We start from the raw sequence: 23444 nt of genomic DNA, 5'->3' as shown, positions 1-23444 counted from the left end.
ACCCCCGGAAGGAAACCATGAGCACCACTCCCACCCCCATCGGCCGCGTCCTGATCACCGGAGGAGCCTCCGGGCTCGGTGCGGCCGTCGCCGCCGCGGTCACCGCCGCCGGCGGCACCCCGATCGTGCTCGACCGCGACGTCTCGTCGGTGAAGGAGGGCGTCGCCGCCTACCAGGTCGACGTCGCGAAGACCCGCGAGGCCGAGAAGGCGGTCGTCGAGATCGCCCGCGAGCACGGCGGGCTCGACGCCGTCGTGACCGCGGCCGGCATCGACCGCTGCGGCCGCCTCGTGGACGTGGAGCCGGAGGAGTGGGAGCGCGTCATCTCCGTCAACCTCCTCGGCACCGCGGCCGTCGTCCGGGCGGCGCTGCCCTTCCTCACCGAGACCCACGGCCGCGTCGTCACCGTCGCCTCCTCGCTCGCGATCAAGGCCGTCTCGGACGCGACCGCGTACTGCGCCTCGAAGTTCGGCGTGCTCGGCTTCACCCGCGCGCTCGCGGCCGAGACCAAGGGCGAGATCGGCGTGACCACGCTGATCCCGTCGGGCATGAAGACGCGCTTCTTCGACGACCGCGACGAGCAGTACAAGCCGGGTCCGGACGCGCTGCTGAACGACCCGGAGAACGTGGCGAACGCCGTCATGTTCGTCCTCGGCCAGCCGCGCGGCTGCGAGGTCCGCGAGCTCGTCATCACGCACGAGGAGGAGCCGTCCTGGCCGTGATCCGCTGATCCGGGCGCGCCCCGGATCCCCCGCCGCGAGACGCCACCTCGGTCCGCACGCCCCGGCGCGTCGCGTACCGAGGCGGCGTCTCGCGGTTCAGCGGGTGGAGGCGAGCACCCCGCGGACGTCCTCGAGCACCGCCTCGACGCGCACGTCGCCGACGAACGTGACGTCGTGCTCGCAGCGCGGAGCGGTCCAGCCGACCTGCGTGGCGTCGCGCCCGCAGACCGGGCAGTGCGTGGTCCAGCTCAGCTGCACCCGGTGGCGCTGCCGCCCGAGGGCCGCGGCGTTGATCGCGTTGCCCACCCAGAAGACCCCGACCGTCGGAGCGCCGACCGCGGCGGCGAGATGGCGGGGTCCGGAGTCGTTGCCGAGCACGAGGTCGGCGAGCGAGAGCAGCGGAGCGAGGTCCGGGAGGTCCACGACGCCCGCCCAGGAGACCGCTCCCGGCGCTCCGGCGACGATCTCGTCGGCGGCGGGCACGTCCGAGGCGTCGCCCACCACCAGCACGCGCGCGCCGTCCGCCAGCAGCTCCGTCGCCACGGCGGCGAAGGAGGCGGCGGGCCAGCGGCGGCGGGGATCGGTCGCGCCGGGGTGGATCAGCACCAGCGGGCCGCCCGCGGGCAGCGCGGCGGCGAGGCGGTCCCGCCGCTCCGGATCCACGGCGAGCGCAGGCTCGAGGCGGGTCGCGGGCGCTCCGGCCAGCCCGACGATCTCGAGCGCCCGCAGCATCTCGTGCTGGTAGTAGACGTAGGGGATCGTGCGCTCGAGCTCCGCGGCGTCGTCGGTGCGCGACCCGATCGTGTGGCGCGCGCCGAGGCGCTGGAGGAACGGGTTGGAGTAGCGCCCGCCGCCGTGCAGCTGCACGGCCAGGTCGAAGCGGCGCGCGCGCATCCGCTCGGTGAAGTCCTCGACGACCCGGGGGTCCTCCCCCTCTCCGTCGCGGACGCCCTGCGCCACCGGCAGGATCTCGACGTCGGCGATCGGCGACTCGACGCCCGTCAGCAGGACCCGGTGCGCGGGCGTCCCGAGCAGGGTGATCTCGGCTCCCGGGTAGGCGGTCGCGAGGGCGTCGACGGCGGGCAGCGCGAACAGCAGGTCGCCGAGTCCGCCGCCGCGCAGGACGGCGATCCTCTCGACTCCGGCGAAGGGCTCTCGGAGGGGGGCGATGGCGACCACGACGGGTTCCTCTCAGGTGCGGAGGGCGCGCGGGCGCCGCTCCGGGGACGGTGCACTCCTCCACTTCCCCGCCGGGGCCGATCCGAAACCGGATCGGGGGCGAGCCCGTCGCCGATCCGGGGGCGGATTCCGGAGGCGGCGTGTCTAGGCGCGCACCACCCGGGTACCGGACGGATGCGTCCGCCACTCCGCGGGCGCCCCCGACCGAGAGGTGACCGTGACCATCGACATCACGACCCCCGCCACGACCGCCGCCGACGCCGTCCGCCGCGCGCGGACCGCGTTCCCCGCGTGGGCCGCCACCGCGCCCGCCGAGCGCGGCGCCCTGCTCCGTGCCGCCGCCCACCGCGTGGCCGAGCGCGAGCAGGAGCTCGCCGACCTCAACACGCAGGAGACGGGCAAGCCCGCCGGCGACGCCCTGGGCGGCGTCCGCGCCGGTGTCGACACGCTGCTCCAGTACGCCGAGCTCGGCCCGCTGCACCGCGGGAGGAGCCTGCGCGGAGGGGCGCTCAACGTCGATCTCGCCCTGCCGCACCCGCGCGGTGTCGTGCTCGCCCTCACTCCGTGGAACGACCCGGTCGCCGTCGCTGCGGGCCTCCTGGGCGCCGCGATCGTCTCCGGTGACGTCGTCGTGCACAAGCCGAGCGAGCGCAGTCCGGGCACGGGCGCCCTCTTCACGAGCATCCTCGCCGAGGCGCTGCCCGAGGGCGTGCTGACCCTGGTCGAGGGCGACGGGGCGGTCGGCGACGAGCTGGCGCGCACCGAGGGCGTCGACGTCCTCGCCCACGTCGGCTCGACCGCCACCGGCCGCGCGCTCGCCCGGGTCGCCGCCGTCACCGGCGCGCACGTGATCCTCGAGAACGGCGGCAACGACGCGCTCGTCGTCGACCGCGACGTCGACCCGGTCTGGGCCGCCGAGCAGGCCGCGCTGGGCGCCTTCGCCAACGCCGGCCAGATCTGCACCTCCGTCGAGCGGATCTACGTGCACCGCGACATCGCCGAGGCGTTCACGGCGGCGCTGGTCGCCGAGGCCGACCGCTGGAGCGCGGGCCCTCTCCCCCGCCTCGTCGACGCCCGCATGCGCGACGCCGTCCACGAGCACGTCACGGAGGCGCTCGGCAGCGGCGCGCGCGCCCTCACCGGCGGCACTCCCGGGGACGGCACCTTCTACCCCGCGACCGTCCTGGCCGACTGCACCGAGTCGATGCTGGTGATGACGGAGGAGACCTTCGGGCCCGTCGCGCCGATCCGCGTCGTCGACTCCTTCGACGAGGGCCTGGACCTGGCCGCCGCGAGCCCCTACGGCCTGGCCTCCTCGATCCTCACCGCCGACATGGAGCACGCGCACCGCGCCGCGGCGACGCTGCCGGTCGGCACAGTCAAGGTCAACGGCGTCTTCGGAGGAGCGCCGGGCGGCAGCGCCCAGCCCCGCGGAGCATCCGGCTCCGGCTTCGGCTACGGCCCGGAGCTGCTCGACGAGATGACCACCACCACGGTCGTGCACTTCGGCCTGCCCGTTCTGCCGGGAGGCGCGCGATGAGCCTCGAGGGCTCGGCGCTCCAGCGGGCGAGCGCCCTCCTGGCGCACGTCCACGAGCGCCCGCCCGTCGTCGCCGTGATCGGGGACCTCATCCTCGACTCCTGGTGGCTCGGCGAGGCGGAGCGCGTCACGCGGGAGGCGCCCGCGCCGGTCCTGCGGCTCGAGGACGTCGTCGACGTCGCGGGCGGGGCCGCCAACACCGCCGCCAACCTGCGCGCGCTGGGCGCCGTCGTCCGCACGGTCGGCGTGGCCGGACGCGACTCCGAGGGCGACCGGCTCGTGCGCGCCCTCGAGCGGGCCGGCCTGGACACCTCCCGGGTCGTCCGCACCGGCGCCGCGACGACGATCAAGACCCGCGTGGTCGGCGGCGACAGCGTGATGCTGCGCGTCGACTCCGGCCCGCACCGCCCGGCCGACGACGAGCTGGCCCTGCTCGCCGGTGCCGCCGCCGAGGCCGCCTCGGGCGCCGACGCCGTCCTGGTCTGCGACTACGGCTCGGGGATCCTCCGCGAGGCCGTCGAGCGCCTGCTCGCCGTCGGGCGCCCCGGCCTCCTCGTGATCGACGCGCACGAGCTCGCCGACTGGGCCTTCGCCCGGCCGGACCTCGTCACCCCGAACGCCAAGGAGGCGGAGCGGCTGCTCGGCGGCTCCCTCGGCCGCGGGACGGAGCGGGCCGCCGCCGTGCGCGACGCGGCGGACGACCTGCGCGCCCGCTCGGGCGCCCGGCACGTCGTGGTCACCCTCGACCGGGACGGCTCCACCGCCCTCGACGCCGACGGCACGGTCAGCCGCACCTTCGCTCAGCCCGCGGAGGAGAAGCAGGCGTCCGGCGCCGGAGACACCTTCGCCGCGACCGCCACCCTCGCCCTCGCCGCCGGCCGCTCCCTGGCCACCGCCGTCGATCTGGCGCAGGCCGCCGCCGACGTGGTCGTGCAGCGTCCCGGCACCTCCGTCTGCTCGGGCGACGACCTGCTCGCCTCCCTCGCCGCTCCCGGCGCCGTCGTGCTCGGCGAGGACGCCCTCGTCGAGGTCCTCGCGGAGCAGTCGCGCCGCGGTCGCCGCGTGGTGTTCACCAACGGCTGCTTCGACGTCCTGCACCGCGGCCACACCGCCTACCTCCGCCAGGCCCGCGAGCTCGGCGATGTGCTCGTGGTCGCGGTGAACGACGACGACTCCGTCCGGCGGCTGAAGGGCGAGGGACGGCCGATCAACCCGGAGGGCGACCGCGCGGGCGTGATCGCCGAGCTGGGCTGCGTCGACTACGTGACACTCTTCGGCGGAGACACCCCCATCCCGCTGCTCGAGCGCGTGCAGCCCGACATCTACGTGAAGGGCGGGGACTACAACCCCGACATGCTCGCGGAGGCAGCCGTCGTCCGCTCCTACGGGGGCGTCGTCACCACGGTCGGCTACGTCTCGGAGCACTCCACGACCGAGATGGTCCAGCGCATCCGATCGGCCGCGCCGTGACCAGCCGCCGGTGGTCCGGGCGCTGGGGGGTCCCCGAGGCTCCCCGGCAGCCGCTGATCGACGTGCTGGTGCCGACGGTCGGCCGCCGTGCCGAGCTCGCCGCCACGCTCGCCGGACTCGCCGCCCAGGACGACCCGCCCTTCCGCGTGATCGTCAGCGACCAGTCCGACGACGCGGTCGCCGAGAGCGACCCGACGATCCTCGCGATGCTGCGCGTGCTGGAGGCGCAGGGCCGGGCTCCGGTGGTGCGCCGGCACCTGCCCCGGCGCGGGCTCGCGGAGCAGAGGCACTACCTCCTCTCCCTCGCCACCGCCCCGGCCGTCCTCTTCCTCGACGACGACGTGTGGCTCGAGCCGGGCACGCTCTCGCGGCTGCACGAGGCCCTCGAGCGCCTCGACTGCGGCTTCGTCGGCTCCGCGGTGCAGGGCCTGTCCTACCTCGAGGACGTGCGCCCGCACGAGACCGAGTCGTTCGAGACCTGGGAGGAGCGCGTGGAGCCCGAGCGGGTGCGGCGCGGAACCCCGGAGTTCGAGCGCTGGCCGCTGCACAACGCGGCCAATCTCACGCACGTCGCCGCCCGCCTCGACGTCCCGGAGGGCGCCTGGCGCGCGTACCGGGTCGCCTGGCTGGGCGCGTGCGTCCTCTACCGCCGCGACGCCCTCCTGGCCGTCGGCGGCTTCGACTTCTGGGAGCAGCTGCCCCCGGAGCACAGCGGTGAGGACGTCGCCGCGCAGTGGCGCGTCATGGAGCGCTTCGGCGGCGCGGGCCTCGTGCCCAGCGGCGCCGTGCACCTCGAGACGCCCACGACGGTCGCCGACCGGCGCGTCGACGCCTTCGACCGGCTCTTCGCCGAAGAGCACTCGTAACACTCAGCAAGGCGACGAAAGGACAGCACGATGGACGCACCCAACCCGATCCAGATCCAGAAGTACCTCTCGGGCATCGACTACCCCGCCTCGAAGGACACGATCGTCGAGACCGCGGAGAAGGAGGGCGCGGACGGCGACGTCCTCGAGGCCCTCCGTGCGATCCCGGACGGCGACTACGAGAAGCCCACCGACGTGAGCTCGGCCGTCTCGAAGGTCTGACCCCCTCCGCGGGACGCCGCTCCGGTGCACGGCACGCCGTGCCTGCCGTACCGGAGCGGCGTCCCGCGAGCGGCGATCGGCCGGCGCGGAGAGCCCGGGTCAGGCGGAGGCGTGCTCGCGCAGGACGCCGGACTCGAGTGCCTGGAACGACAGCACCTTGTAGCCCTCGGACTCGAAGAAGATCGTCGCCCGGTCGGCCTCGACGCTCATCACGGTACCGGCGCCCCACTCGCGGTGCTCCACCGACTCGTCGACGCTCAGAGGGGCGTCCACGGGCGCCTCGACGGTCTCGCCGCTCGCCTCGTGCCGCTCGCAGCCGTCGCAGTTGCCGCACCACTCGGCCGACTCCACGCCGAAGTAGTCCAGCAAGACCCGGCGGCGGCACTGGCTGGTCTCCGCGTACGCGCGCATCATCGACAGGCGCGACTCCGCGATCCGCTCGCGGGAGGCCAGAGCCTCCTTCACCGCGTGCACGGCCTCGTCGCCCGAGGCCTCGCGCGTGGCGCGCAGACCGGACCCGGTCTCCACCAGCCCCGCGTCCGCGAGATCGTTGACGATCCGGGCGATCGTGCGGGCCGGCTTCCCCAGCTCCTTCGCGAGAGCCGCGGAGTCGAGCCCCGGCTGCTCCGAGACGGCCGCCCAGATCACGCGCAGCGCGGCCTTGTCGACCGAGCGCTTGGCGAAGAAGCGGCGGAGACCCAGATCCTCGGCGCGGTAGTGCAGCGCGCCGGTGGCCGGCTCGCCGTCGCGGCCCGCGCGGCCGATCTCCTGGTAGTAGGCGTCGAGCGACTCGGTGGTCGTCGCGTGCAGCACGAAGCGGACGTCGGCCCGGTCGATGCCCATCCCGAAGGCCGAGGTCGCGACGACGACGTCGAGCTCGCCGGCGCGCCACTGCTCGTGCACGACCTTGCGCTCGGACACCTTGAGTCCGGCGTGGTACGCCGCGACCCGGCGCCCCTCCGCCGCGATGTCGGCCGCGTAGGCCTCCGTCTCCTTGCGGGTGGCGACGTAGACCAGGCCCGGAGCCGTCCAGCTGCGCGCCTCCTCGACCACGGCGGCGCGCTTCTCGTTCTCGCTCTCGTGGCGGTGCACCACCAGCCGGATCTCCGGACGGTCGACGCCGTGCACCTGGATCTCGGGGTCGGTCATCCGGAGGCGCTCGATGATCTCGTCGCGCACCGGCCCGGAGGCGGTGGCGGTCATCGCGAGCACCGGCGGGTCGCCGAGCTCGCCGCGCACATCGGCCAGGCGGAGGTAGTCGGGGCGGAAGTCGTGGCCCCAGGAGGAGACGCAGTGCGCCTCGTCGACGACCAGGAGCGACACTCCCGCGGCCGCCAGGCGCGCCACGTTCTCGGGCTTGGCGAGCTGTTCGGGCGCCAGGAGCACGTAGAGCGGGCCGCCCTCGTCGATCCGGTCCCAGGCGCGGGCGACGGCCGCGGCGCCCTGGGAGGAGTTGATCGCGACGGCGGGCGGGGCCGCCGGAGCCGCCTCGATCGCGGCGAGCTGGTCGGCCTGCAGGGCGACGAGCGGGGAGACGACCAGGACGACGCCGCCGCGCTCGGCTCCGGCGATCTGGTAGACCGCGGACTTGCCGCCGCCCGTCGCCAGCACCAGCAGCGTGTCGCGCCCGGAGGCCGCCGACTCGATCGCCTCGCGCTGACCGGGGAGCAGCGACGACCAGCCGAAGTCCTCCCGAGCGATGCGGCTGACGGAGTCGGTGCGGGAGGAGTTCATAGCTCGACGCTACGACCAGACGGCCCCGGAGGCAGTCCGCTTGACAGCGCCGGGGAGCACGGTGAAGGCGCGTCGCCCGGCCTCGCGGCCCGCCTCTGCCCCCTCGTCCCCGCGCTGTCAACGTCCTGCGGAGGGGCCCGTCGCGTGCTGGGCTGGAGCCCCGACGAGAGGAGCCGACATGGCCGACCAGAACGTGAACGAGGACCTTCCCGGATCCGGCGGCGACGCCGTTCCGAACACCGGCGGCGCGCAGACGGTGCTGCCCGGCGAGGACGCGGCCGACGCCTCCGCCGCGGGGGCCGCTCCCGGGGGCACCGCGATCGACCGCGGTGTCACGGACGCCGTGACCGACGGCGACAGCGGAGGGGACACCGTCTCCGGCGACGCCGACCTGCCGGACGAGACCGAGGGCGCGGTCGGCAGCGACCCGGCGAGCGCCGACTGACGTCCCGCTCGGACGCGTCCGGCCCGCCGGATCCGAGGATCCTTGCGGGCCGGAGGCGCTCGTCCCTCCGCGCAGGAGGGCCCGGGCTCAGCGCCGGACGACCACCGGGTTGAACAGCGTGCCGATGCCCTCGACGTCCACCGCGACGGTGTCCCCGTTCGCGATCGGCCCGACGCCGGCGGGCGTCCCGGTGAGGATCACGTCCCCGGGGAGCAGCGTGAAGATGCGCGAGACGTAGGCCACGAGCTCGGGCACCCCGTGGATCATGTCGCCGGTGCTGCCCGTCTGCTGCACGCGCCCGTTGACGCGGGTCTCGATCGCGCTCTCGTTCCAGACGAACTCGGTCTCGATGACCGGTCCGAGCGGGCAGAAGGTGTCGTAGCCCTTCGCCCGCGCCCACTGGCCGTCGGAGCGCTGGAGGTCGCGTGCGGTGACGTCGTTGGCGATCGTGTACCCGAAGACCACGTCCTCGTAGTCCTCCGCGCGGACGTTGCGGGCCACGGCGCCGATCACGATCGCCAGCTCGCCCTCGAACTCCACCAGCTGGCTGTCCTCGGGGAGGACGATCGCCTCGTCCGGGCCGATGACCGACGTGTTCGGCTTGAGGAACACCAGCGGCTCCGCCGGGGCGTCGCCGCCCATCTCGGCCGCGTGGTCGGCGTAGTTCTTCCCGATGCCGACGATCTTGGAGCGCGGGATCACCGGCGCGAGGAGCTTCGCCTCCGCGATCGGGATGCGCTCCCCCGTGGTGTCGAACCCGGCGAACATCGGGTCGCCGGCGAGCACGACCAGGTCGTCCTCGTCCACGATCCCGAAGTGGATCGCTCCCCCGTTGTCCCCGTCGCGCTGCGTGGCGAATCGTGCGATCTTCATGCGTCCAGCCTCGTCATCCATCCGTGCGTGTCCTCGCGGCGTCCGTACTGGATGCCGGTCAGCTCCTCGCGGAGCGACATCGTGAGCTCCCCGGCGGGCGCGCTCTCGCGGCCGACGGAGAAGCCCTCGCCCTTGAGCTCGGCGATCGGGGTGATCACGGCGGCGGTCCCGCAGGCGAACACCTCGACCACGTCGCCGGAGGCCACTCCGTCGCGCCATTCGTCGATGCTCACGCGGCGCCGCTCGACGCGGTGGCCGCGGTCCTCGGCGAGCTGCAGGACGCTGTCGCGCGTGATGCCCTCGAGGATCGAGTCCGATTCCGGGGTGACCAGCGTGCCGTCCTTCTTCACCAGCACCACGTTCATGCCGCCGAGCTCCTCGATCCACTGCGACTCCTGCGAGTCGAGGAAGAGGACCTGCGCGCAGCCGTGGCTGTAGGCCTCCTGCTGCGGGAGGAGGGAGGAGGCGTAGTTGCCACCCGTCTTCGCCGCTCCCGTGCCGCCCTTGCCCGCCCGGGCGTAGGAGGTGGAGAGCCAGATCGACACGGGGGCGACGCCGCCCGAGAAGTAGGCGCCGGCGGGGCTGGCGATCACGTAGTAGCCGACGTCCTCGGCCGCGCGCACGCCGAGGAACGCCTCCTGCGCGAACATGAACGGGCGCAGGTAGAGGCTGGTCTCCGGCTCCGAGGGGACCCAGTCGCCGTCGACCGCGATCAGCTGCCGCAGCGACTCGACGAAGAGGTCCGTCGGGAGCTCCGGCAGCGCGAGACGGCGGGCCGAGCGCTGCAGGCGGCGCGCGTTCGCCTCCGGACGGAAGGTCCAGACGGAGCCGTCCTCGTGGCGGTAGGCCTTCATCCCCTCGAAGATCTCCTGCGCGTAGTGCAGGACGGCGGCGGCGGGGTCGAGCGCGAGCGGGCCGTAGGGCTCGACGCGGGCGCTGTGCCAGCCGTCCGCGCGGGTCCAGCGGAGGCCGACCATGTGGTCGGTGAAGTGCATGCCGAAGCCGGGGTTCGCGAGGATCCGGGCGCGCTCCTCGGCGGAGCGGGGCGCGGGGGCGGCGGTCACCTCGAACGCGAGGTCGGCGGGGGCGGAGTCGGTGCTCATCGTTGTGGTGTCCTTCTGCGGGGGATCAGCGGAGGCGGGCGACGACGGAGTCGCCGATCGCGGCCGTGGAGCGCGGGGTGCCGTCGCGCGACTCGATGTCGGCGGTCACGGCCGCGGTGACGCGGGCGGCCTCGTCGCTCCGGCCGAGGTGGTCCAGCAGCATCGCGGCCGAGAGGATCGCGGCGGTCGGGTCGGCGAGCTGCCGTCCTGCGATGTCGGGCGCGGATCCGTGGACCGGCTCGAACATGCTGGGGAACGCGCCGTCGGGGTTGATGTTGCCCGAGGCCGCGAGTCCGATGCCGCCGCTGATCGCGCCGGCCAGATCGGTCAGGATGTCGCCGAAGAGGTTGTCGGTGACGATGACGTCGAACCTAGCAGGGTCGGTCACGAGGAAGATCGTGGCGGCGTCCACGTGGAGGTAGTCGACGGCCACGTCCTCGAAGGCGGCCCCCACCTCGTCGACGATCCGCTTCCAGAGCGAGCCGGAGAAGACGAGGACGTTCGTCTTGTGGACGAGCGTCAGCCGGGAGCGGCGCGTGCGGGCGAGCTCGAACGCGTGTCGGACGACGCGCTCGACCCCGTAGGCGGTGTTGACCGACACCTCGTTGGCGACCTCGTGCGGGGTGCCCTGCCGGATCGAGCCGCCGGTACCGACGTAGGGCCCCTCCGTGCCCTCGCGGACGACCACGAAGTCGACCTCGCCGGGAGCCGCGAGCGGCGAGGGGACGCCCGCGTAGAGACGGGTCGGCCGCAGGTTGACGTAGTGGTCGAGCTCGAAGCGCAGCCGCAGGAGCAGCCCGCGCTCGATGTTCGCGTCCCGGAGGCGCGGGTCCCCCGGTGCTCCGCCGACGGCGCCCAGGAGGATCGCGTCGTGCCCCGCGATCGCCGCGAGGTCCTCGTCGGTGAGGACGTCGCCGGTCTCGAGGTAGCGGGCGGCGCCGAGCGAGAAGGTGGTCGTCTCGAGCACCAGGTCGGAGTCGGCGGTGACGGCGTCGAGGACCTTGACGGCCTCGGCGGTCACCTCGGGCCCGATCCCGTCTCCGGGGATGACGGCGAGCTTCACGGTGCGGGGCATGGCGGTCCTCAGGCGTACGGGGTCGGAGTCCCCCCAGCGTACTCGCGGCCCGCCCGCGCCGCGGTCCGGGGCACGCGCCCCCGTCGGGCTGGCGAGGGCCGCCCGGGAGGCGCTGCGCGTCCCGGGCGGCCTCCCTCGGGAGGAGAGGAGGAGCGTCAGCTCCGGCGGAGGCGCCAGGCGCCGACCGCGGCGGCGGCCAGCACGAGGACGACACCGAGCCAGGCCGACCAGCCGACGCCCGAGTCGAACGCCGCGCTCGCCGACGCGACGAGGCTCGCGGCGGAGTCGGCGGGCAGCTCGCCGGCGACCGAGACGGCGCCGCCGAGGGTCTCCCCGGCCCGCTGCGACTGCGCGGCGTCGAGGCCCTCGGGCAGCACGACTCCCCCGCGGTACACGGCGGTGAGGACCGTGCCGAGCGTCGCGGTGCCGAGGACGGCACCGAGCTCGTAGGCGGTCTCGGAGACGGCGGAGGCCGCACCGGCCTTGTCGGCGGGCGCGTTGGCCAGGATCAGCTCGTTCGACACCGTCTCGGCCGCACCGATGCCCAGGCCGAGGAACGCGAAGGCGACGGCGACGGTGAGCGCGGACGCTCCTCCGGGCGCCCCGCTGCCGAGGGCCAGCAGGATGTACCCGACGGCCGAGACCAGCAGTCCGGCCGGGACGACGAGGCGCGGAGCGACGCGGCGCGCGATCGGCACCACGCCGAGCCCGGCCAGGATCATCACGGCGAGGCCCGGCACGAGCACGAGGCCCGCCTCCAGCGGCGAGAGCCCGACCACGAGCTGCAGGTGCTGCGAGAGGAAGAAGAGCCCGCCGACCAGCGCGGTGACGCTGAGGAGGTTGACCACGATCGCCGCACTGAACGAGCCGCGGCGGAAGAGCGAGAGATCGAGCATCGGCGAGGCCCGGCGCTGCTGGCGGCGGACGAACAGAACTCCCGAGACGACGCCCACGACGAGCGCCGCGACGCCGACCGCGTCGATCCCGTGCTCGGCGAAGGACTTCACCGCGTAGACGACCGGCGCCATGGTCGCCAGCGACAGCAGGATGCTGACCACGTCGACCGGGCCGGGCTGCGGGTCGCGCGACTCCGGCACCAGGATCGGCACCAGGACGACCAGCGGGAGCAGCACGGGCACCGCGAGCAGGAACACCGACCCCCAGGGGAAGTGCTCGAGCAGCACGCCGCCGACCAGCGGGCCGATGCCCGAGCCCACGGCGAAGCCGGTCGCCCAGATCGCGATCGCGAGGCGGCGCTGGTCGCGGTCGGGGAAGACGCTGCGCAGGAGCGAGAGCGTCGAGGGCATCAGCATCGCGCCGAAGAAGCCCAGTGCCGCGCGGGCGCCGATGAGCGCCGCGGCGGTGGGAGCGAACGCGGCCACGACCGAGACGGCGGCGAAGCCGACCGCGCCGACCAGCAGGAGGCGCCGCCGCCCGACGCGGTCGCCGAGACTGCCCATCGCCACCAGCAGGCCCGCGAGCACCAGCGGGTAGGCGTCGACGATCCACAGCAGCTCGGTGCCGGAGGGGCCCAGATCCTCGGCGATCGAAGGGAGCGCGAAGTTCAGCACCGTGTTGTCGACCGAGACCAGCAGCACCGGGAGCATCAGCACCGCGAGCGCCACCCAGGCGCGTCGCCCGACCCTGTCGGCGGCGCCGGCGGTGTCGTGGGTGGAGACGGGAGCGGTGCGCGCGGACACGGGAACGACCTTTCAGAGGAGAACGGAGAGAGTATACCGTCCAGCCGGTACAGTCGCCACTGATCCGCCGTAGGATGGTCGCCGTGCCTCCTGCCCCCGCCCGCGACCGCGTCCTCGACGCGTTCGAGCAGCTCCTCATCGAGCAGGGCGAGCGCGCCGCGACCCTCGACGCCGTCGCGCGCGAGGCCGGAGTCTCCAAGGGCGGGCTGCTCTACCACTTCCCCTCGAAGGACGCTCTCGTCGACGGGCTCCTGCAGCGCCTCGACGCGCGGCGGGAGGCGGACGTCGCGCAGAGCCTCGCCGCTCCCGAGGGCGTGGTCGCCTACCTGCTGCGCACCTCCTTCGCCGCCGACTCGGCCTTCGACCGCACGATCCTCGCCGTGTCGCGCATCGCGCAGGGGCACGACGAGCGCGCCAGCGGCGGCCTCGCGCGGATCCACGACAGCTGGAACGAGGTGGTCGCCGACGCCGTGGGCGACCCGCTCGTCGCCCGGGCGATCGTCCTGATGAGCGACGGGCTCTACTACAACTCTGCCCTGCTCCCCACGGGCTCGCCGTCGCGCGGCGAGGCCGAGGACGTCCTCGCGGTCGTCCAGCGCCTCCTCGGGAGCTGAGCCGCGCCGCCCCCGGCGGACCCGCTACAGCTCGACGACCCCGTCGATCAGGGTCACCGTCGCGCCGCCGATCCAGATCGCGCCGTCCGTGCTCTCGACGCGCACGCGCCCGGCTCGGCCCAGCGCCGCCCCCTGGGCGGCCGTGTAGCGCTCGGGCAGCACGCCGCTGCCGATCAGCCACTGGGCGATCCCCGCGTTGAGGCTCCCCGTCACCGGGTCCTCGGACACACCGGCGTCGGGGATGAACGCCCGCACCTCGACCGCGCACTCGCCTCCCGCCGGATGCTCGCCCACGACGCCGACGGGGAGCCCGGCGAGGAGAGCCTGGTCCGGCCGCAGCGCGAGGACCTGCTCCGCCGATGCGAGCCGCACGGCCAGCCAGCCGGGACCGTTGTCGACCCACTCGTGGTCGAGGATCTCCGCGCGCGGGATCCGCAGAGCCGCAGCCACCCGCTCGATCGTCGCCTCGTCGACCGGTCCGGTCCGCCGGCGGGGCGGGGCGGCGAAGGCGATGCCCTCCTCCGTCACCCGCAGTCGGACGAGACCCGCGGCGCACTCCTGCACGAGCTCCCCCGCCGCGCGGGCCGTCCCTCCGGCCGCGAGCCAGGCGTGCGCGCTCCCGAGGGTCGGGTGCCCGGCGAAGGGCAGCTCCCCGCCCGGCGTGAAGATCCGCAGCCGGTAGTCGGCCGCGGGGTCGCTCGGGCGGAGGAGGAAGGTCGTCTCGGACAGGTTCGTCCAGCGCGCGAACTCCGCCATCGCGGCGTCGCCCACGCCGTCGCCGTCGACGACGACCGCCACCGGGTTGCCCCGGAACGGCGCGGCGCCGAAGACGTCGACCTGAGCGAACCGCCGCGTGCTCACTGCTCGGTGATGTCGATCTCCTGCATGAGGTCGGCGTCGATCGCGACGCGGACCTTCTCGAGCAGGCCGTCGGGGGCGGGAGAGTCGATGGTGATCACCGAGAGCGCCTTGCCGCCCGCCTCGGTGCGCGCGATCTGCATGCCCGCGATGTTGACCGCGGCGTCGCCGAACTCACGGCCGTAGACCGCGACGATCCCGGGGCGGTCGACGTAGCTCATGACGACGAGGTGCTTCGCGAGGGGGACCTCGACGTCGTAGCCGTTGATCGCCACGATCTTCTCGACCTGCTTGGTGCCGGTCAGCGTGCCCGAGACCGAGATCTGCGAGCCGTCCGAGAGCGCGCCGCGCAGCGTGATCACGTTGCGGTACTCGTCCGAGACCGGCTCCGTGATCAGGCGCACCTCGATGCCGCGCTGCTCCGCGAGCACCGGCGCGTTGACGTAGGACACCGTCTCCGAGACCACGTTGGTGAACACGCCCTTGAGAGCCGCCAGCTTGAGGACCTTCACGTCGTAGCCGGCGAGCTCGCCGCGCACCTCGACGTCGATGGAGGTGACCGGCGAGTCCGCGAGGCCCGAGAAGACCTGGCCGAGCTTCTCGACCAGCGGGATGCCGGGGCGCACGTACTCGTCGATCACGCCGCCGGCGACGTTCACGGCGTCCGGCACGAGCTCGCCCGAGAGCGCGAGGCGCACCGAGCGGGCGACCGAGACGCCGGCCTTCTCCTGCGCCTCGTCGGTCGAGGCCCCGAGGTGCGGAGTGACGACCACGTTCTCGAGGGCGAGCAGCGGCGATCCGGTCGGCGGCTCCTTCACGAACACGTCGAGTCCGGCGCCGGCGATGGTCTTCGCGACGAGCGCGCGGTGCAGCGCGTCCTCGTCGATGAGGCCGCCGCGGGCCACGTTCACGATGAACGCCGACGGCTTCATCAGCGCCAGCTGATCGTCCGAGATCATGCCCGTCGTCTCGGGGGTCCTCGGCATGTGGATCGTGATGAAGTCGCTCTCGGCCAGCAGCTCCTCCAGGGAGAGGAGCGTGACGCCGAGCTGCTGCGCGCGGGCGCTGGTCACGTAGGGGTCGTAGGCGACGACGTTCACACCGAAGGCCTGCAGGCGCGCGGTGATCAGCGCGCCGATGCGGCCGAGGCCGATGATGCCGACGGTCTTCTCGTAGAGCTCGACGCCCGTGTACTTCGAGCGCTTCCAGAGGCCCTGCGCGAGCGCGCTGTGCGCGGCGGGGATGTGGCGGGCGAGGCTCAGGATGTGGCCGACGGTGAGCTCGGCGGCCGAGATGATGTTCGAGGTCGGCGCGTTCACGACCATGACGCCCGCGGCGGTCGCGGCGGTGATGTCGACGTTGTCCAGGCCCACACCGGCGCGGGCGATCACCTGGAGCGACGGGGCCGCGGCGATCGCCTCCGCGTCGACCTGCGTCGCGGAGCGCACCAGGATCGCGTGCGCCGTGGCGAGGGCCTCGAGCAGCGCCGGGCGGTCGGTGCCGTCCACGGAGCGGATCTCGAAGTCGGGACCGAGCGCGTCCACGGTGGCGGGCGAGAGTTCTTCGGCGATCAGGACGACCGGCTTTGTCACGAGAGGCGCTTCCTTCGGAGAGGGGACGGAGCGGGCACCGAGGCGGGGGCGTCGGCAGCCCCCCGTCACTGTAGCGGAGGGGTGCGCGCGCCCCGCGCCGTGTGACGCCGCCGGTCAGCTCAGCGAGACCAGGCTCTCGACGCCGAGGACGAGCTGCACGTCGAGCGAGAGCGCCGCCGAGAGGCAGAGGGCCGCCGCGAGCAGTCCGACGCGCGCCGGGAGCCCCCGGCGGCGCCCGAGCAGGACGGCGGCGACGAAGCAGGCGACCGGCAGCACCAGGCCGAGCAGGAGCACCGCCCAGCCCGTCGGATCCAGGTCGGTGCCGAGGGAGGCCGCGTAGCTGCGCAGGCCGATCAGGTTGCCGACCGCCTCCCAGACGTCCCAGGCGAAGAAGAGCGCGAACACCACGGCGACGAGGACGGAGGCGGCCAGGCGCCGGCCGGGCCGGTCGCGCCGGCCGGTCCCGCCGAGGGTGGCCCGGGTCGAGTCGGTCATCAGGCCCCCTTGAGGAACGGCAGCGGAGCGAGGAGGACGAGTCCGGTGACCAGCCAGAGCACGCGGGTGCGCACCCGGGAGTCGCGGGTGGCGAGGAGCACCACGGCGAACCACACCGGCGGCGCCAGGACCGCCAGCCAGAGCCCGAGCGAGTAGAGGGCGCCGCCGAGCGCATCGCCCGCGAAGCCGGCCGCGGCGACCGGCGACTGCCGCGTCGCCGTGATCGCCCAGGCGATGGCGTACAGGAGGTAGAGGCCGGCCGCGATGCCCGCCGCGATCAGCAGAGCGGACGAGGATGCGGCCTCGTCGTCGGGGTCCTCGACCTCGGAGTCGTCGTCGTCCGAGCCGTCGTCCGCCGTGCCCGCCCCCGCGACCGTGCGGGGCGTACGGCGCACGCGCGCCGTCCCCGCGGCGAGCGTCGGGTCCGCGCCCTCGCCCGCCCACTCCAGGGCCTCGTCGTCCGCGTCGTCCTCCGGGACGGCGTCCGGCCCGCGGTCCGCCGGCGGGGTCGCCGCGTCGTCGTCCTCCGGGGAGCGGCCCGGTCCACCATCGATCACCGCAACACCCTAGCCGCGCGCACCTCGCAGGAGGCTCGGAGCCCGCCGCCGCCTCCCCGACACCCGGCGGACACCCCGCGTCCTCCCCCGGGGGCGAGGCTGAGCGGATGGACGACCGCCGCCGCCGCTTCGTCGCCCTCGGCGACTCCTTCACGGAGGGGGTCGGCGACCCGCACCCGCGCCTGCCGAACGGGGTGCGCGGCTGGGCCGACCGCGTCGCCGAGCGCCTGGCGAAGGCCGAGCCGGGCTGGGAGTACGCGAATCTCGCCGTCCGCTCGAAGCGCCTCGCCCAGATCACCGAGGACCAGCTCGCGCCCGCCCTCGCGCTCCGCCCCACCCTGATCACGCTGTACGCCGGCGGCAACGACATCCTCGACCTCGGCACCGACACCGTCGATCTGATCACCCGCTACGAGGCGCTCGTCGACGCGCTCGCGACCACCGGCGCCTCCCTCGTGCTCTTCACCGGCGTCGACATCCCGGGACTGCCCGCCCCGCGGATGTTCCTGCGCCGCAACCACCTCTACAACAGCGCCGTCCGCCGGATCGCCCGCGAGCGGGGCGCGATCCTCGTCGACTACTGGGCGATGCGGGAGTTCCACTCCCCCGTGCTCTGGTCGCCCGACCGGATGCACCTCTCCAAGCGCGGCCACCGCGTCCTGGCCGGCCGCGTGCTCGACACGCTCGGCGTGCATCACACGATCTCGACCGGGCCCTGGGACGCCCCCGAGCCGCTCCGCCTCCGCGCACGGCTGCGCGAGCAGCGCCGCTGGGCCGCCGACTGGGTCCTCCCCCTCGTCGGCCGCAAGCTGCGCCGGGTCACGCTCGGCGACCACCTCTCGCCCCGGTGGCCGGACCCCGTCCTCGTCCCGCCGAAGGGCGGTCTCCGCCGTCTCGTCCGCGAGCTCGAGCGGTAGTCGCGCCCCGGACGCGGAGGAGCCCCGGCCCGGCGAGGGGATCCCGGTGGACGGGTCCCTCGTCGGGCCGGGGCTCCCCCGGTCGACGCGGTGCGACTAGCGCGCGACGCTGCCGTCGGTGTAGTCCTCGTCGGTCTGCTTCCAGGCGAAGAGCTTGCGCAGCTCGCGGCCGGTCTCCTCGATCGGGTGCTTCTCGCCCTTGGCGCGCAGCTCCTGGAACTCGGGTCCGCCCGCGTCCTGGTCGCCGATGAAGCGCTTCGCGAAGGCGCCGCTCTGGATGTCGCCGAGGACGGCCTTCATGTTCTCCTTCACGCGCGGGTCGATGACGCGCGGGCCGGAGACGTAGTCGCCGTACTCGGCGGTGTCGGAGACGCTCCAGCGCTGCTTGGCGATGCCGCCCTCCCACATGAGGTCGACGATGAGCTTGAGCTCGTGCAGCACCTCGAAGTAGGCGATCTCGGGCTGGTAGCCGGCCTCGACGAGGGTCTCGAAGCCGTACTGGACGAGCTGCGAGGTGCCGCCGCAGAGCACGGCCTGCTCGCCGAACAGGTCGGTCTCGGTCTCCTCGGTGAAGGTGGTCTTGATGACGCCGGCGCGGGTGCCGCCGATGGCCTTCGCGTAGGACTTCGCGGTCTCCCAGGCGGTGCCGGTCGCGTCGTTCTCGACGGCGATGATGTCCGGGATGCCGCGGCCGGCGACGAACTCGCGGCGCACGGTGTGGCCGGGGGCCTTCGGCGCGATGAGGATGACGTCGACGCCCGCGGGCGCCTCGATGTAGCCGAAGCGGATGTTGAAGCCGTGCGCGAAGGCGAGGGTCTTGCCCTCGGTCAGCGCGGAGGCGATCTGCTCGCTGTAGATCGCGCGCTGGTGCTGGTCCGGCGCGAGGATCATGATCAGGTCGGCCCAGGCCGCGGCGTCGGCGACGCTCTTGACCTCGAAGCCGTCGTCCTCGGCCTTGGCGGTCGACTTCGACCCCTCCTTCAGCGCGATGACGACCTGGACGCCGGAGTCGCGGAGGTTCTGCGCGTGCGCGTGGCCCTGCGAGCCGTAGCCGACGATCGCGACCTTTTTGGACTGGATGATGGAGAGGTCGGCGTCGGCGTCGTAGATGAGCTCGGTCACGTGGTGAGTCCTTTTCTGTAGTGGAGAGTTCGCGGTCAGTTCTTGAAGACGCGCTCGGTGATCGACTTGGAGCCGCGCCCGATGGCGAGCAGGCCCGACTGCGCGATCTCCTTGATGCCGTAGGGCTCGATCACCCGCAGGAACGCGTTGGTCTTGCCGGTGTCGCCGGTGACCTCGATCACCAGGGCGTCCGTCGCGACGTCGACCACGCGGGCGCGGAAGAGCGTGACGGCCTCGAGCACCTGCGAGCGCGTGACGTTGTCGACGCGGACCTTGACGAGCAGGTGCTCGCGCTGGACCGACTGGTCGGTGTCGAGCTCGACGATCTTGATCACGTTGACGAGCTTGTTGAGCTGCTTCGTGACCTGCTCGAGCGGCAGGTCCTCGACGTCCACGGCGACCGTGATGCGCGAGAGCCCGGCCAGCTCGGTCGGACCGACCGCCAGCGACTCGATGTTGAAGCCGCGGCGGGCGAACAGCCCGGCGACACGGGTGAGCAGTCCCGGCTTGTCCTCGACGAGCAGGGAGAGAACGTGGTGCGTCATGCGGGTCTACTCCTCGTCGTCCCAGGTCGGGCTGTGGTCTCGGGCGTACTGGACGTAGCTGTTGGAGACGCCCTGCGGGACCATCGGCCAGACCATGGAGTCGCGGCTGACGACGAAGTCGATCACCACGGGCCGGTCGTTGGTGGCGATGGCGAGGCGGATGGCGTCGTCGATCTCCTCCGGCTTCGTGACGCGGATGCCGAGCGCGCCGTACGCGTCGGCGAGCTTCACGAAGTCGGGCACCCGGACGGTGTCGTGACCCGTGTTGAGGTCGGTGTTGGAGTAGCGGCCCTCGTAGAACAGGGTCTGCCACTGGCGCACCATGCCGAGCGAGGAGTTGTTGATCACCGCGACCTTGATCGGGATGTCGTTGATCGTGCAGGTGGCGAGCTCCTGATTGGTCATCTGGAAGCAGCCGTCGCCGTCGATCGCCCACACGGTGCGCTCGGGCTCGCCGACCTTGGCGCCCATCGCCGCGGGCACGGAGTAGCCCATGGTGCCGGCGCCACCGGAGTTCAGCCACGAGTTGGGGCGCTCGTACTTGATGAACTGCGCCGCCCACATCTGGTGCTGGCCGACGCCGGAGGCGAAGACGCCCTCGGGGCCGGTGATCTCGCCGATGCGCTTGATGACGTACTGCGGCGAGAGCAGGCCGTCGTTCGGCTCGGTGTAGCCGAGCGGGAACTCCGTCTGCAGGCCCTTGAGGTAGCTCCACCATTCGGAGGTGTCGGCGCGGCCGTCGGCGGAGGCCTTGGCGAACGCGTCGGTGAGGTCCGGGAGGACGTCCTTCAGGTCGCCCACGATCGGCACGTCGGCGGTGCGGATCTTGGAGATCTCGGCCGGATCGATGTCGACGTGCACGACCTTGGCGTGAGGCGCGAAGAGCGCCGCCTTGCCGGTCACGCGGTCGTCGAAGCGCGAGCCCAGCGCGAGGATCAGGTCCGCCTCCTGCAGCGCGAGCACCGCGGGGACGGTGCCGTGCATTCCGGGCATGCCCAGGTGCTGCTCGTGCGAGTCCGGGAACGCTCCGCGCGCCATCAGCGTGGTCACCACGGGAGCGCCGCAGGCCTCGGCGAACGCCTTCAGCTCGGCGGCCGCGCGGGCGCGGATGATGCCGCCGCCCACGTAGAGCACCGGCTTCCTCGACTCGACCAGCAGCTGGGCCGCGGCCTGGATCTGCTTGCCGTGAGCCTTCGTGACCGGCCGGTATCCGGGCAGGTCGATCTTCGGCGGCCAGAGGAACGGCGCCTGGTCCTGCTGCGCGTCCTTCGTGATGTCGACCAGCACGGGGCCGGGGCGGCCGGTGGTGGCGATCAGCGCGGCGGAGGCGAGGGCCGAGGGGATGTCCTCGGGGCGCGTCACGAGGATGGAGTGCTTCGTGATCGGCATCGTGATGCCGACGATGTCCGCCTCCTGGAACGCGTCGGTCCCCATGAGCGTCGAGAACACCTGGCCGGTGATCGCGAGCATCGGGACCGAGTCCATGTAGGCGTCCGCGATCGCGGTGACCAGGTTGGTCGCTCCGGGGCCCGAGGTCGCGATGCAGACGCCGAGCCTGCCGGTCGCCGAGGCGTAGCCTTCGGCGGCGTGGCCGGCGCCCTGCTCGTGGCGGACCAGGATGTGCCGGATCTTCGAGGAGTCCATCAGCGGGTCGTAGACCGGGAGGATCGCGCCGCCGGGCAGGCCGAAGACGTCCTCGATCCCGAGCATCTCGAGCGAGCGGACGACCGCCTGCGCTCCGGTGAGGATCTCGGCCGCGGGGGCGGCCCCGGGAGCGTGGGCGGGTCGGGGTGGCTGGGGCGTCGGTGCGGGCTGCACGGCGGACGGATCCGGAGTCATGCGGGTGTCGATTCCTTCAGGAGGTGGTGCGGCGGCGGGCAGAGCCGGAGGCGAGTGCCCGGGAACGCGAGTGCGCGGCCGGCCGGAGCGGGCCGGGTCACCCGGTGACGGCACCCTCGGCTGCCGAGCGGACGAGCTTGGCGTACTTGGCGAGGACACCGCGGGTGTAGCGCGGAGGGAGAGGGGCCCAGCCTTCTCGGCGGGCGGCGAGCTCGGACTCGTCGACGAGTAGGTCGATCGAGCGAGCGGCGATGTCGACCCGAATCGGGTCTCCGTCGCGAACGAATGCGATGGGACCTGCGTCCACCGATTCGGGAGCTATGTGGCCGATGCACAGGCCGGTTGTGCCGCCTGAGAATCGTCCGTCCGTCAACAGTAGTACATCTTTTCCGAGCCCGGCCCCCTTGATGGCGGCGGTGATGGCGAGCATCTCGCGCATGCCGGGACCGCCCTTGGGACCCTCGTAGCGGATGACCACCACGTCGCCCTTCTCGATCCGGCCCTCGGTCAGAGCGTCCATCGCGGCGCGCTCGCGCTCGAACACGCGGGCCGGACCCTCGAAGACGGAGGCGTCGAAGCCGGCGGTCTTGACGACCGCGCCCTCGGGGGCGAGCGAGCCCTTGAGGATGGTGAGCCCTCCGGTCGCGTGGATCGGGTTGTCGAGGGTGCGGATGACCTCGCCGTCCAGCGGTGCGATGTCCATCGCGGCGAGGTTCTCGGCGACCGTCCTCCCGGTGACCGTCAGGCAGTCGCCGTGGAGCAGCCCGGCGTCCAGGAGCGCCTTCATCACGGCCGGGACGCCGCCGTGGCGGTCGACGTCGTTCATGACGTACTTACCGAAGGGCTTGAGGTCGCCGATGTGCGGGATCGTGTCGCCGATGCGGTTGAAGTCGTCGATCGTGAGGTCGACCTCGGCCTCGTTGGCGATCGCGAGCAGGTGCAGGATGACGTTGGTCGACCCGCCGAAGGCCATCGCCACCGCGATCGCGTTCTCGAACGCCTTCTTGGTGAGGATGTCGCGGGCCGTGGTGCCGTTGCGCAGCAGCTCGACGACGGCCTCGCCGGACTTGCGGGCGAAGTAGTCGCGGCGGCGGTCGGCGGCGGCGGGCGAGGCGGAGCCGGGCAGGCTCATGCCGAGCGCCTCGGCCACGCTGGCCATGGTGTTGGCGGTGTACATGCCGCCGCAGGATCCCTCGCCCGGGGCGAAGGCGCACTCGATGCGCTTGGCGTCCTCCTCGGACATGATCCCGGCCTTGACGCCGCCGACGGCCTCGAAGGAGTCGATGATCGTGATGTCCTTCTCGGTGCCGTCCGAGAGCTTGACCCAGCCCGGGGCGATCGAGCCGGCGTAGACGAACACGGCGGCGAGGTCGAGGCGGGCCGCGGCCATCAGCATGCCGGGCAGCGACTTGTCGCAGCCGGCCAGCATGACGGTGCCGTCCAGGCGCTCGGCCATCATCACGGTCTCGACGGAGTCGGCGATGACCTCGCGGGAGACGAGCGAGAAGTGCATGCCCTCGTGGCCCATCGAGATGCCGTCCGAGACGGAGATGGTGCCGAACTGGAGCGGGTAGCCGCCGCCGGAGTGCACGCCCTCCTTCGCGGAGCGCGCGAGGCGCTCGAGCGAGAGGTTGCAGGGGGTGATCTCGTTCCACGAGGACGCGATGCCGATCTGGGGCTTCTCCCAGTCGTCATCGCCCATCCCGACCGCCCGCAGCATCCCGCGCGACGTCGTGGCCTCGATGCCGTCCGTGACGGTGCGCGAGCGGGGCTTCCAATCGATTTCCGGCATGCGATGAGGCTACCGCCTCGCGCGCGGTGCCCCTGCTCGCCGGGCGGACCCGGACCGGCCCGCGCACCCGTTCCTGCCCCGGCCTCGGGCAGCGGCACCGGATGCGGACGTCCTCGCGGATCTCCGACTCGTCGCGAACGGCCGCTCCCCGCGTCGGCGGACGGCCGTCCTCGGCGAGTCGGCGA

22 protein-coding genes are annotated in these 23444 nt (G+C 73.3%); 8 read left to right on the top strand and 14 right to left on the bottom strand.

Annotated elements, in window-relative coordinates:
- Nucleotides 1–17 precede the first annotated feature (17 nt).
- Complete coding sequence (locus tag C5C71_RS07045; protein WP_104250150.1) at nucleotides 18–722, top strand: SDR family oxidoreductase; 705 nt, start codon at nucleotides 18–20, stop codon at nucleotides 720–722.
- Nucleotides 723–818: 96 nt separating this feature from the next.
- On the opposite strand, the gene C5C71_RS07040 is transcribed toward C5C71_RS07045, so the two are convergent.
- Nucleotides 819–1901 carry a glycosyltransferase family 9 protein gene (locus C5C71_RS07040; protein ID WP_104337395.1) on the bottom strand — a complete coding sequence of 361 codons (1083 nt, stop codon included), beginning with the start codon at nucleotides 1899–1901 and terminating at the stop codon, nucleotides 819–821.
- A 217-nt stretch (nucleotides 1902–2118) separates the two neighbouring features.
- Between C5C71_RS07040 and C5C71_RS07035 the strand changes: the two genes are divergently transcribed.
- Genes C5C71_RS07035 through C5C71_RS07020 form a run of 4 tightly spaced genes read left to right on the top strand, consistent with a single transcriptional unit; the run spans nucleotide 2119 to nucleotide 5998 of the window.
- A complete protein-coding gene (locus C5C71_RS07035; protein ID WP_258068668.1) occupies nucleotides 2119–3441 on the top strand; it encodes an aldehyde dehydrogenase in 1323 nt (440 codons plus the stop codon).
- Nucleotides 3438–4910 carry a D-glycero-beta-D-manno-heptose 1-phosphate adenylyltransferase gene (gene rfaE2, locus C5C71_RS07030; RefSeq protein ID WP_104337393.1) on the top strand — a complete coding sequence of 491 codons (1473 nt, stop codon included), beginning with the start codon at nucleotides 3438–3440 and terminating at the stop codon, nucleotides 4908–4910. Before C5C71_RS07035 ends, rfaE2 begins: the two co-directional genes overlap by 4 nt.
- Nucleotides 4907–5776: a glycosyltransferase family A protein gene (locus C5C71_RS07025; protein WP_219814157.1), complete on the top strand. Its 870-nt coding sequence runs from the start codon at nucleotides 4907–4909 to the stop codon at nucleotides 5774–5776. The genes rfaE2 and C5C71_RS07025 overlap by 4 nt, the downstream gene beginning before the upstream one ends.
- A gap of 30 nt (nucleotides 5777–5806) precedes the next feature.
- Nucleotides 5807–5998: a DUF2795 domain-containing protein gene (locus tag C5C71_RS07020; RefSeq protein ID WP_104223528.1), complete on the top strand. Its 192-nt coding sequence runs from the start codon at nucleotides 5807–5809 to the stop codon at nucleotides 5996–5998.
- Nucleotides 5999–6097: 99 nt separating this feature from the next.
- Here the strand turns inward: C5C71_RS07020 and C5C71_RS07015 are convergent, their stop codons facing one another.
- The gene (locus C5C71_RS07015; protein WP_104337392.1) at nucleotides 6098–7732 is read right to left on the bottom strand and encodes a RecQ family ATP-dependent DNA helicase; all 1635 of its coding nucleotides are present in this window, start codon (nucleotides 7730–7732) and stop codon (nucleotides 6098–6100) included.
- Nucleotides 7733–7910: 178 nt separating this feature from the next.
- Here C5C71_RS07015 and C5C71_RS07010 point away from each other — a divergent pair, with 178 nt between their 5' ends.
- Nucleotides 7911–8177 carry a hypothetical protein gene (locus C5C71_RS07010; protein WP_104226254.1) on the top strand — a complete coding sequence of 89 codons (267 nt, stop codon included), beginning with the start codon at nucleotides 7911–7913 and terminating at the stop codon, nucleotides 8175–8177.
- An 87-nt stretch (nucleotides 8178–8264) separates the two neighbouring features.
- Here the strand turns inward: C5C71_RS07010 and C5C71_RS07005 are convergent, their stop codons facing one another.
- From C5C71_RS07005 to C5C71_RS06990, 4 genes are all read right to left on the bottom strand, one after another.
- Entirely contained in the window at nucleotides 8265–9050 is a 786-nt protein-coding gene (locus tag C5C71_RS07005) for a fumarylacetoacetate hydrolase family protein (RefSeq protein ID WP_104337391.1), read from the bottom strand.
- Complete coding sequence (locus C5C71_RS07000; protein ID WP_104247447.1) at nucleotides 9047–10153, bottom strand: branched-chain amino acid aminotransferase; 1107 nt, start codon at nucleotides 10151–10153, stop codon at nucleotides 9047–9049. Before C5C71_RS07000 ends, C5C71_RS07005 begins: the two co-directional genes overlap by 4 nt.
- 25 nt (nucleotides 10154–10178) lie before the next feature.
- The gene (locus C5C71_RS06995; RefSeq protein ID WP_104223533.1) at nucleotides 10179–11228 is read right to left on the bottom strand and encodes a 3-isopropylmalate dehydrogenase; all 1050 of its coding nucleotides are present in this window, start codon (nucleotides 11226–11228) and stop codon (nucleotides 10179–10181) included.
- Nucleotides 11229–11383: 155 nt separating this feature from the next.
- Nucleotides 11384–12928 (bottom strand): MFS transporter, encoded by a 1545-nt coding sequence (locus C5C71_RS06990; RefSeq protein WP_258068667.1) that lies wholly within the window; start codon nucleotides 12926–12928, stop codon nucleotides 11384–11386.
- 74 nt (nucleotides 12929–13002) lie between these two features.
- On the opposite strand from C5C71_RS06990, the gene C5C71_RS06985 reads away from it, so the two are divergent.
- Complete coding sequence (locus tag C5C71_RS06985; protein ID WP_104239274.1) at nucleotides 13003–13542, top strand: TetR/AcrR family transcriptional regulator; 540 nt, start codon at nucleotides 13003–13005, stop codon at nucleotides 13540–13542.
- A 24-nt stretch (nucleotides 13543–13566) separates the two neighbouring features.
- Here C5C71_RS06985 and C5C71_RS06980 read toward each other — a convergent pair whose 3' ends face one another.
- The 4 genes from C5C71_RS06980 to C5C71_RS06965 form a co-directional block, all read right to left on the bottom strand.
- The gene (locus C5C71_RS06980; protein ID WP_104226251.1) at nucleotides 13567–14403 is read right to left on the bottom strand and encodes a PhzF family phenazine biosynthesis protein; all 837 of its coding nucleotides are present in this window, start codon (nucleotides 14401–14403) and stop codon (nucleotides 13567–13569) included.
- On the bottom strand, nucleotides 14400–15992 hold the full coding sequence (gene serA / locus C5C71_RS06975) for a phosphoglycerate dehydrogenase (RefSeq protein ID WP_104223535.1): 1593 nt from the start codon (nucleotides 15990–15992) through the stop codon (nucleotides 14400–14402). Before serA ends, C5C71_RS06980 begins: the two co-directional genes overlap by 4 nt.
- A gap of 114 nt (nucleotides 15993–16106) precedes the next feature.
- Complete coding sequence (locus C5C71_RS06970; RefSeq protein WP_104223536.1) at nucleotides 16107–16487, bottom strand: hypothetical protein; 381 nt, start codon at nucleotides 16485–16487, stop codon at nucleotides 16107–16109.
- The gene (locus tag C5C71_RS06965) at nucleotides 16487–17044 is read right to left on the bottom strand and encodes a DNA polymerase III subunit gamma/tau (protein ID WP_104337390.1); all 558 of its coding nucleotides are present in this window, start codon (nucleotides 17042–17044) and stop codon (nucleotides 16487–16489) included. Before C5C71_RS06965 ends, C5C71_RS06970 begins: the two co-directional genes overlap by 1 nt.
- A 107-nt stretch (nucleotides 17045–17151) precedes the next feature.
- Here C5C71_RS06965 and C5C71_RS06960 point away from each other — a divergent pair, with 107 nt between their 5' ends.
- Nucleotides 17152–17961, top strand: coding sequence for an SGNH/GDSL hydrolase family protein (locus C5C71_RS06960; protein ID WP_104226248.1), 810 nt, complete (start codon nucleotides 17152–17154; stop codon nucleotides 17959–17961).
- Between the two features lie 96 nt (nucleotides 17962–18057).
- On the opposite strand, the gene ilvC is transcribed toward C5C71_RS06960, so the two are convergent.
- The 4 genes from ilvC to ilvD all read right to left on the bottom strand — a co-directional run bounded on the left by ilvC (nucleotide 18058) and on the right by ilvD (nucleotide 23259).
- On the bottom strand, nucleotides 18058–19083 hold the full coding sequence (gene ilvC, locus C5C71_RS06955) for a ketol-acid reductoisomerase (RefSeq protein WP_104223539.1): 1026 nt from the start codon (nucleotides 19081–19083) through the stop codon (nucleotides 18058–18060).
- 35 nt (nucleotides 19084–19118) lie between these two features.
- Entirely contained in the window at nucleotides 19119–19628 is a 510-nt protein-coding gene (ilvN, locus tag C5C71_RS06950) for an acetolactate synthase small subunit (protein WP_104223540.1), read from the bottom strand.
- A gap of 6 nt (nucleotides 19629–19634) precedes the next feature.
- On the bottom strand, nucleotides 19635–21467 hold the full coding sequence (locus tag C5C71_RS06945) for an acetolactate synthase large subunit (RefSeq protein WP_104233216.1): 1833 nt from the start codon (nucleotides 21465–21467) through the stop codon (nucleotides 19635–19637).
- Nucleotides 21468–21564: 97 nt separating this feature from the next.
- A complete protein-coding gene (gene ilvD / locus C5C71_RS06940) occupies nucleotides 21565–23259 on the bottom strand; it encodes a dihydroxy-acid dehydratase (protein ID WP_104250142.1) in 1695 nt (564 codons plus the stop codon).
- Between the last annotated feature and the right edge of the window lie 185 nt (nucleotides 23260–23444).

The organism is Rathayibacter sp. AY1C1 (assembly GCF_002932105.1).
In the GTDB taxonomy this organism is placed as follows: domain Bacteria; phylum Actinomycetota; class Actinomycetes; order Actinomycetales; family Microbacteriaceae; genus Rathayibacter.
This window is presented reverse-complemented; position numbering and strand designations above follow the sequence as displayed.

What these genes read in the sequence shown, in the direction of transcription:
- C5C71_RS07000 (WP_104247447.1), bottom strand. Translation starts at nt 10,153, where the DNA reads ATGAGCACCGACTCCGCCCCCGCCGACCTCGCGTTCGAGGTGACCGCC.
- C5C71_RS07015 (WP_104337392.1), bottom strand. Translation starts at nt 7,732, where the DNA reads ATGAACTCCTCCCGCACCGACTCCGTCAGCCGCATCGCTCGGGAGGAC.
- ilvN (WP_104223540.1), bottom strand. Translation starts at nt 19,628, where the DNA reads ATGACGCACCACGTTCTCTCCCTGCTCGTCGAGGACAAGCCGGGACTG.
- C5C71_RS07010 (WP_104226254.1), top strand. Translation starts at nt 7,911, where the DNA reads ATGGCCGACCAGAACGTGAACGAGGACCTTCCCGGATCCGGCGGCGAC.
- C5C71_RS06945 (WP_104233216.1), bottom strand. Translation starts at nt 21,467, where the DNA reads ATGACTCCGGATCCGTCCGCCGTGCAGCCCGCACCGACGCCCCAGCCA.
- ilvD (WP_104250142.1), bottom strand. Translation starts at nt 23,259, where the DNA reads ATGCCGGAAATCGATTGGAAGCCCCGCTCGCGCACCGTCACGGACGGC.
- C5C71_RS07005 (WP_104337391.1), bottom strand. Translation starts at nt 9,050, where the DNA reads ATGAAGATCGCACGATTCGCCACGCAGCGCGACGGGGACAACGGGGGA.
- C5C71_RS06970 (WP_104223536.1), bottom strand. Translation starts at nt 16,487, where the DNA reads ATGACCGACTCGACCCGGGCCACCCTCGGCGGGACCGGCCGGCGCGAC.
- C5C71_RS06995 (WP_104223533.1), bottom strand. Translation starts at nt 11,228, where the DNA reads ATGCCCCGCACCGTGAAGCTCGCCGTCATCCCCGGAGACGGGATCGGG.
- rfaE2 (WP_104337393.1), top strand. Translation starts at nt 3,438, where the DNA reads ATGAGCCTCGAGGGCTCGGCGCTCCAGCGGGCGAGCGCCCTCCTGGCG.
- C5C71_RS07045 (WP_104250150.1), top strand. Translation starts at nt 18, where the DNA reads ATGAGCACCACTCCCACCCCCATCGGCCGCGTCCTGATCACCGGAGGA.
- C5C71_RS06985 (WP_104239274.1), top strand. Translation starts at nt 13,003, where the DNA reads ATGGTCGCCGTGCCTCCTGCCCCCGCCCGCGACCGCGTCCTCGACGCG.
- C5C71_RS06960 (WP_104226248.1), top strand. Translation starts at nt 17,152, where the DNA reads ATGGACGACCGCCGCCGCCGCTTCGTCGCCCTCGGCGACTCCTTCACG.
- C5C71_RS07020 (WP_104223528.1), top strand. Translation starts at nt 5,807, where the DNA reads ATGGACGCACCCAACCCGATCCAGATCCAGAAGTACCTCTCGGGCATC.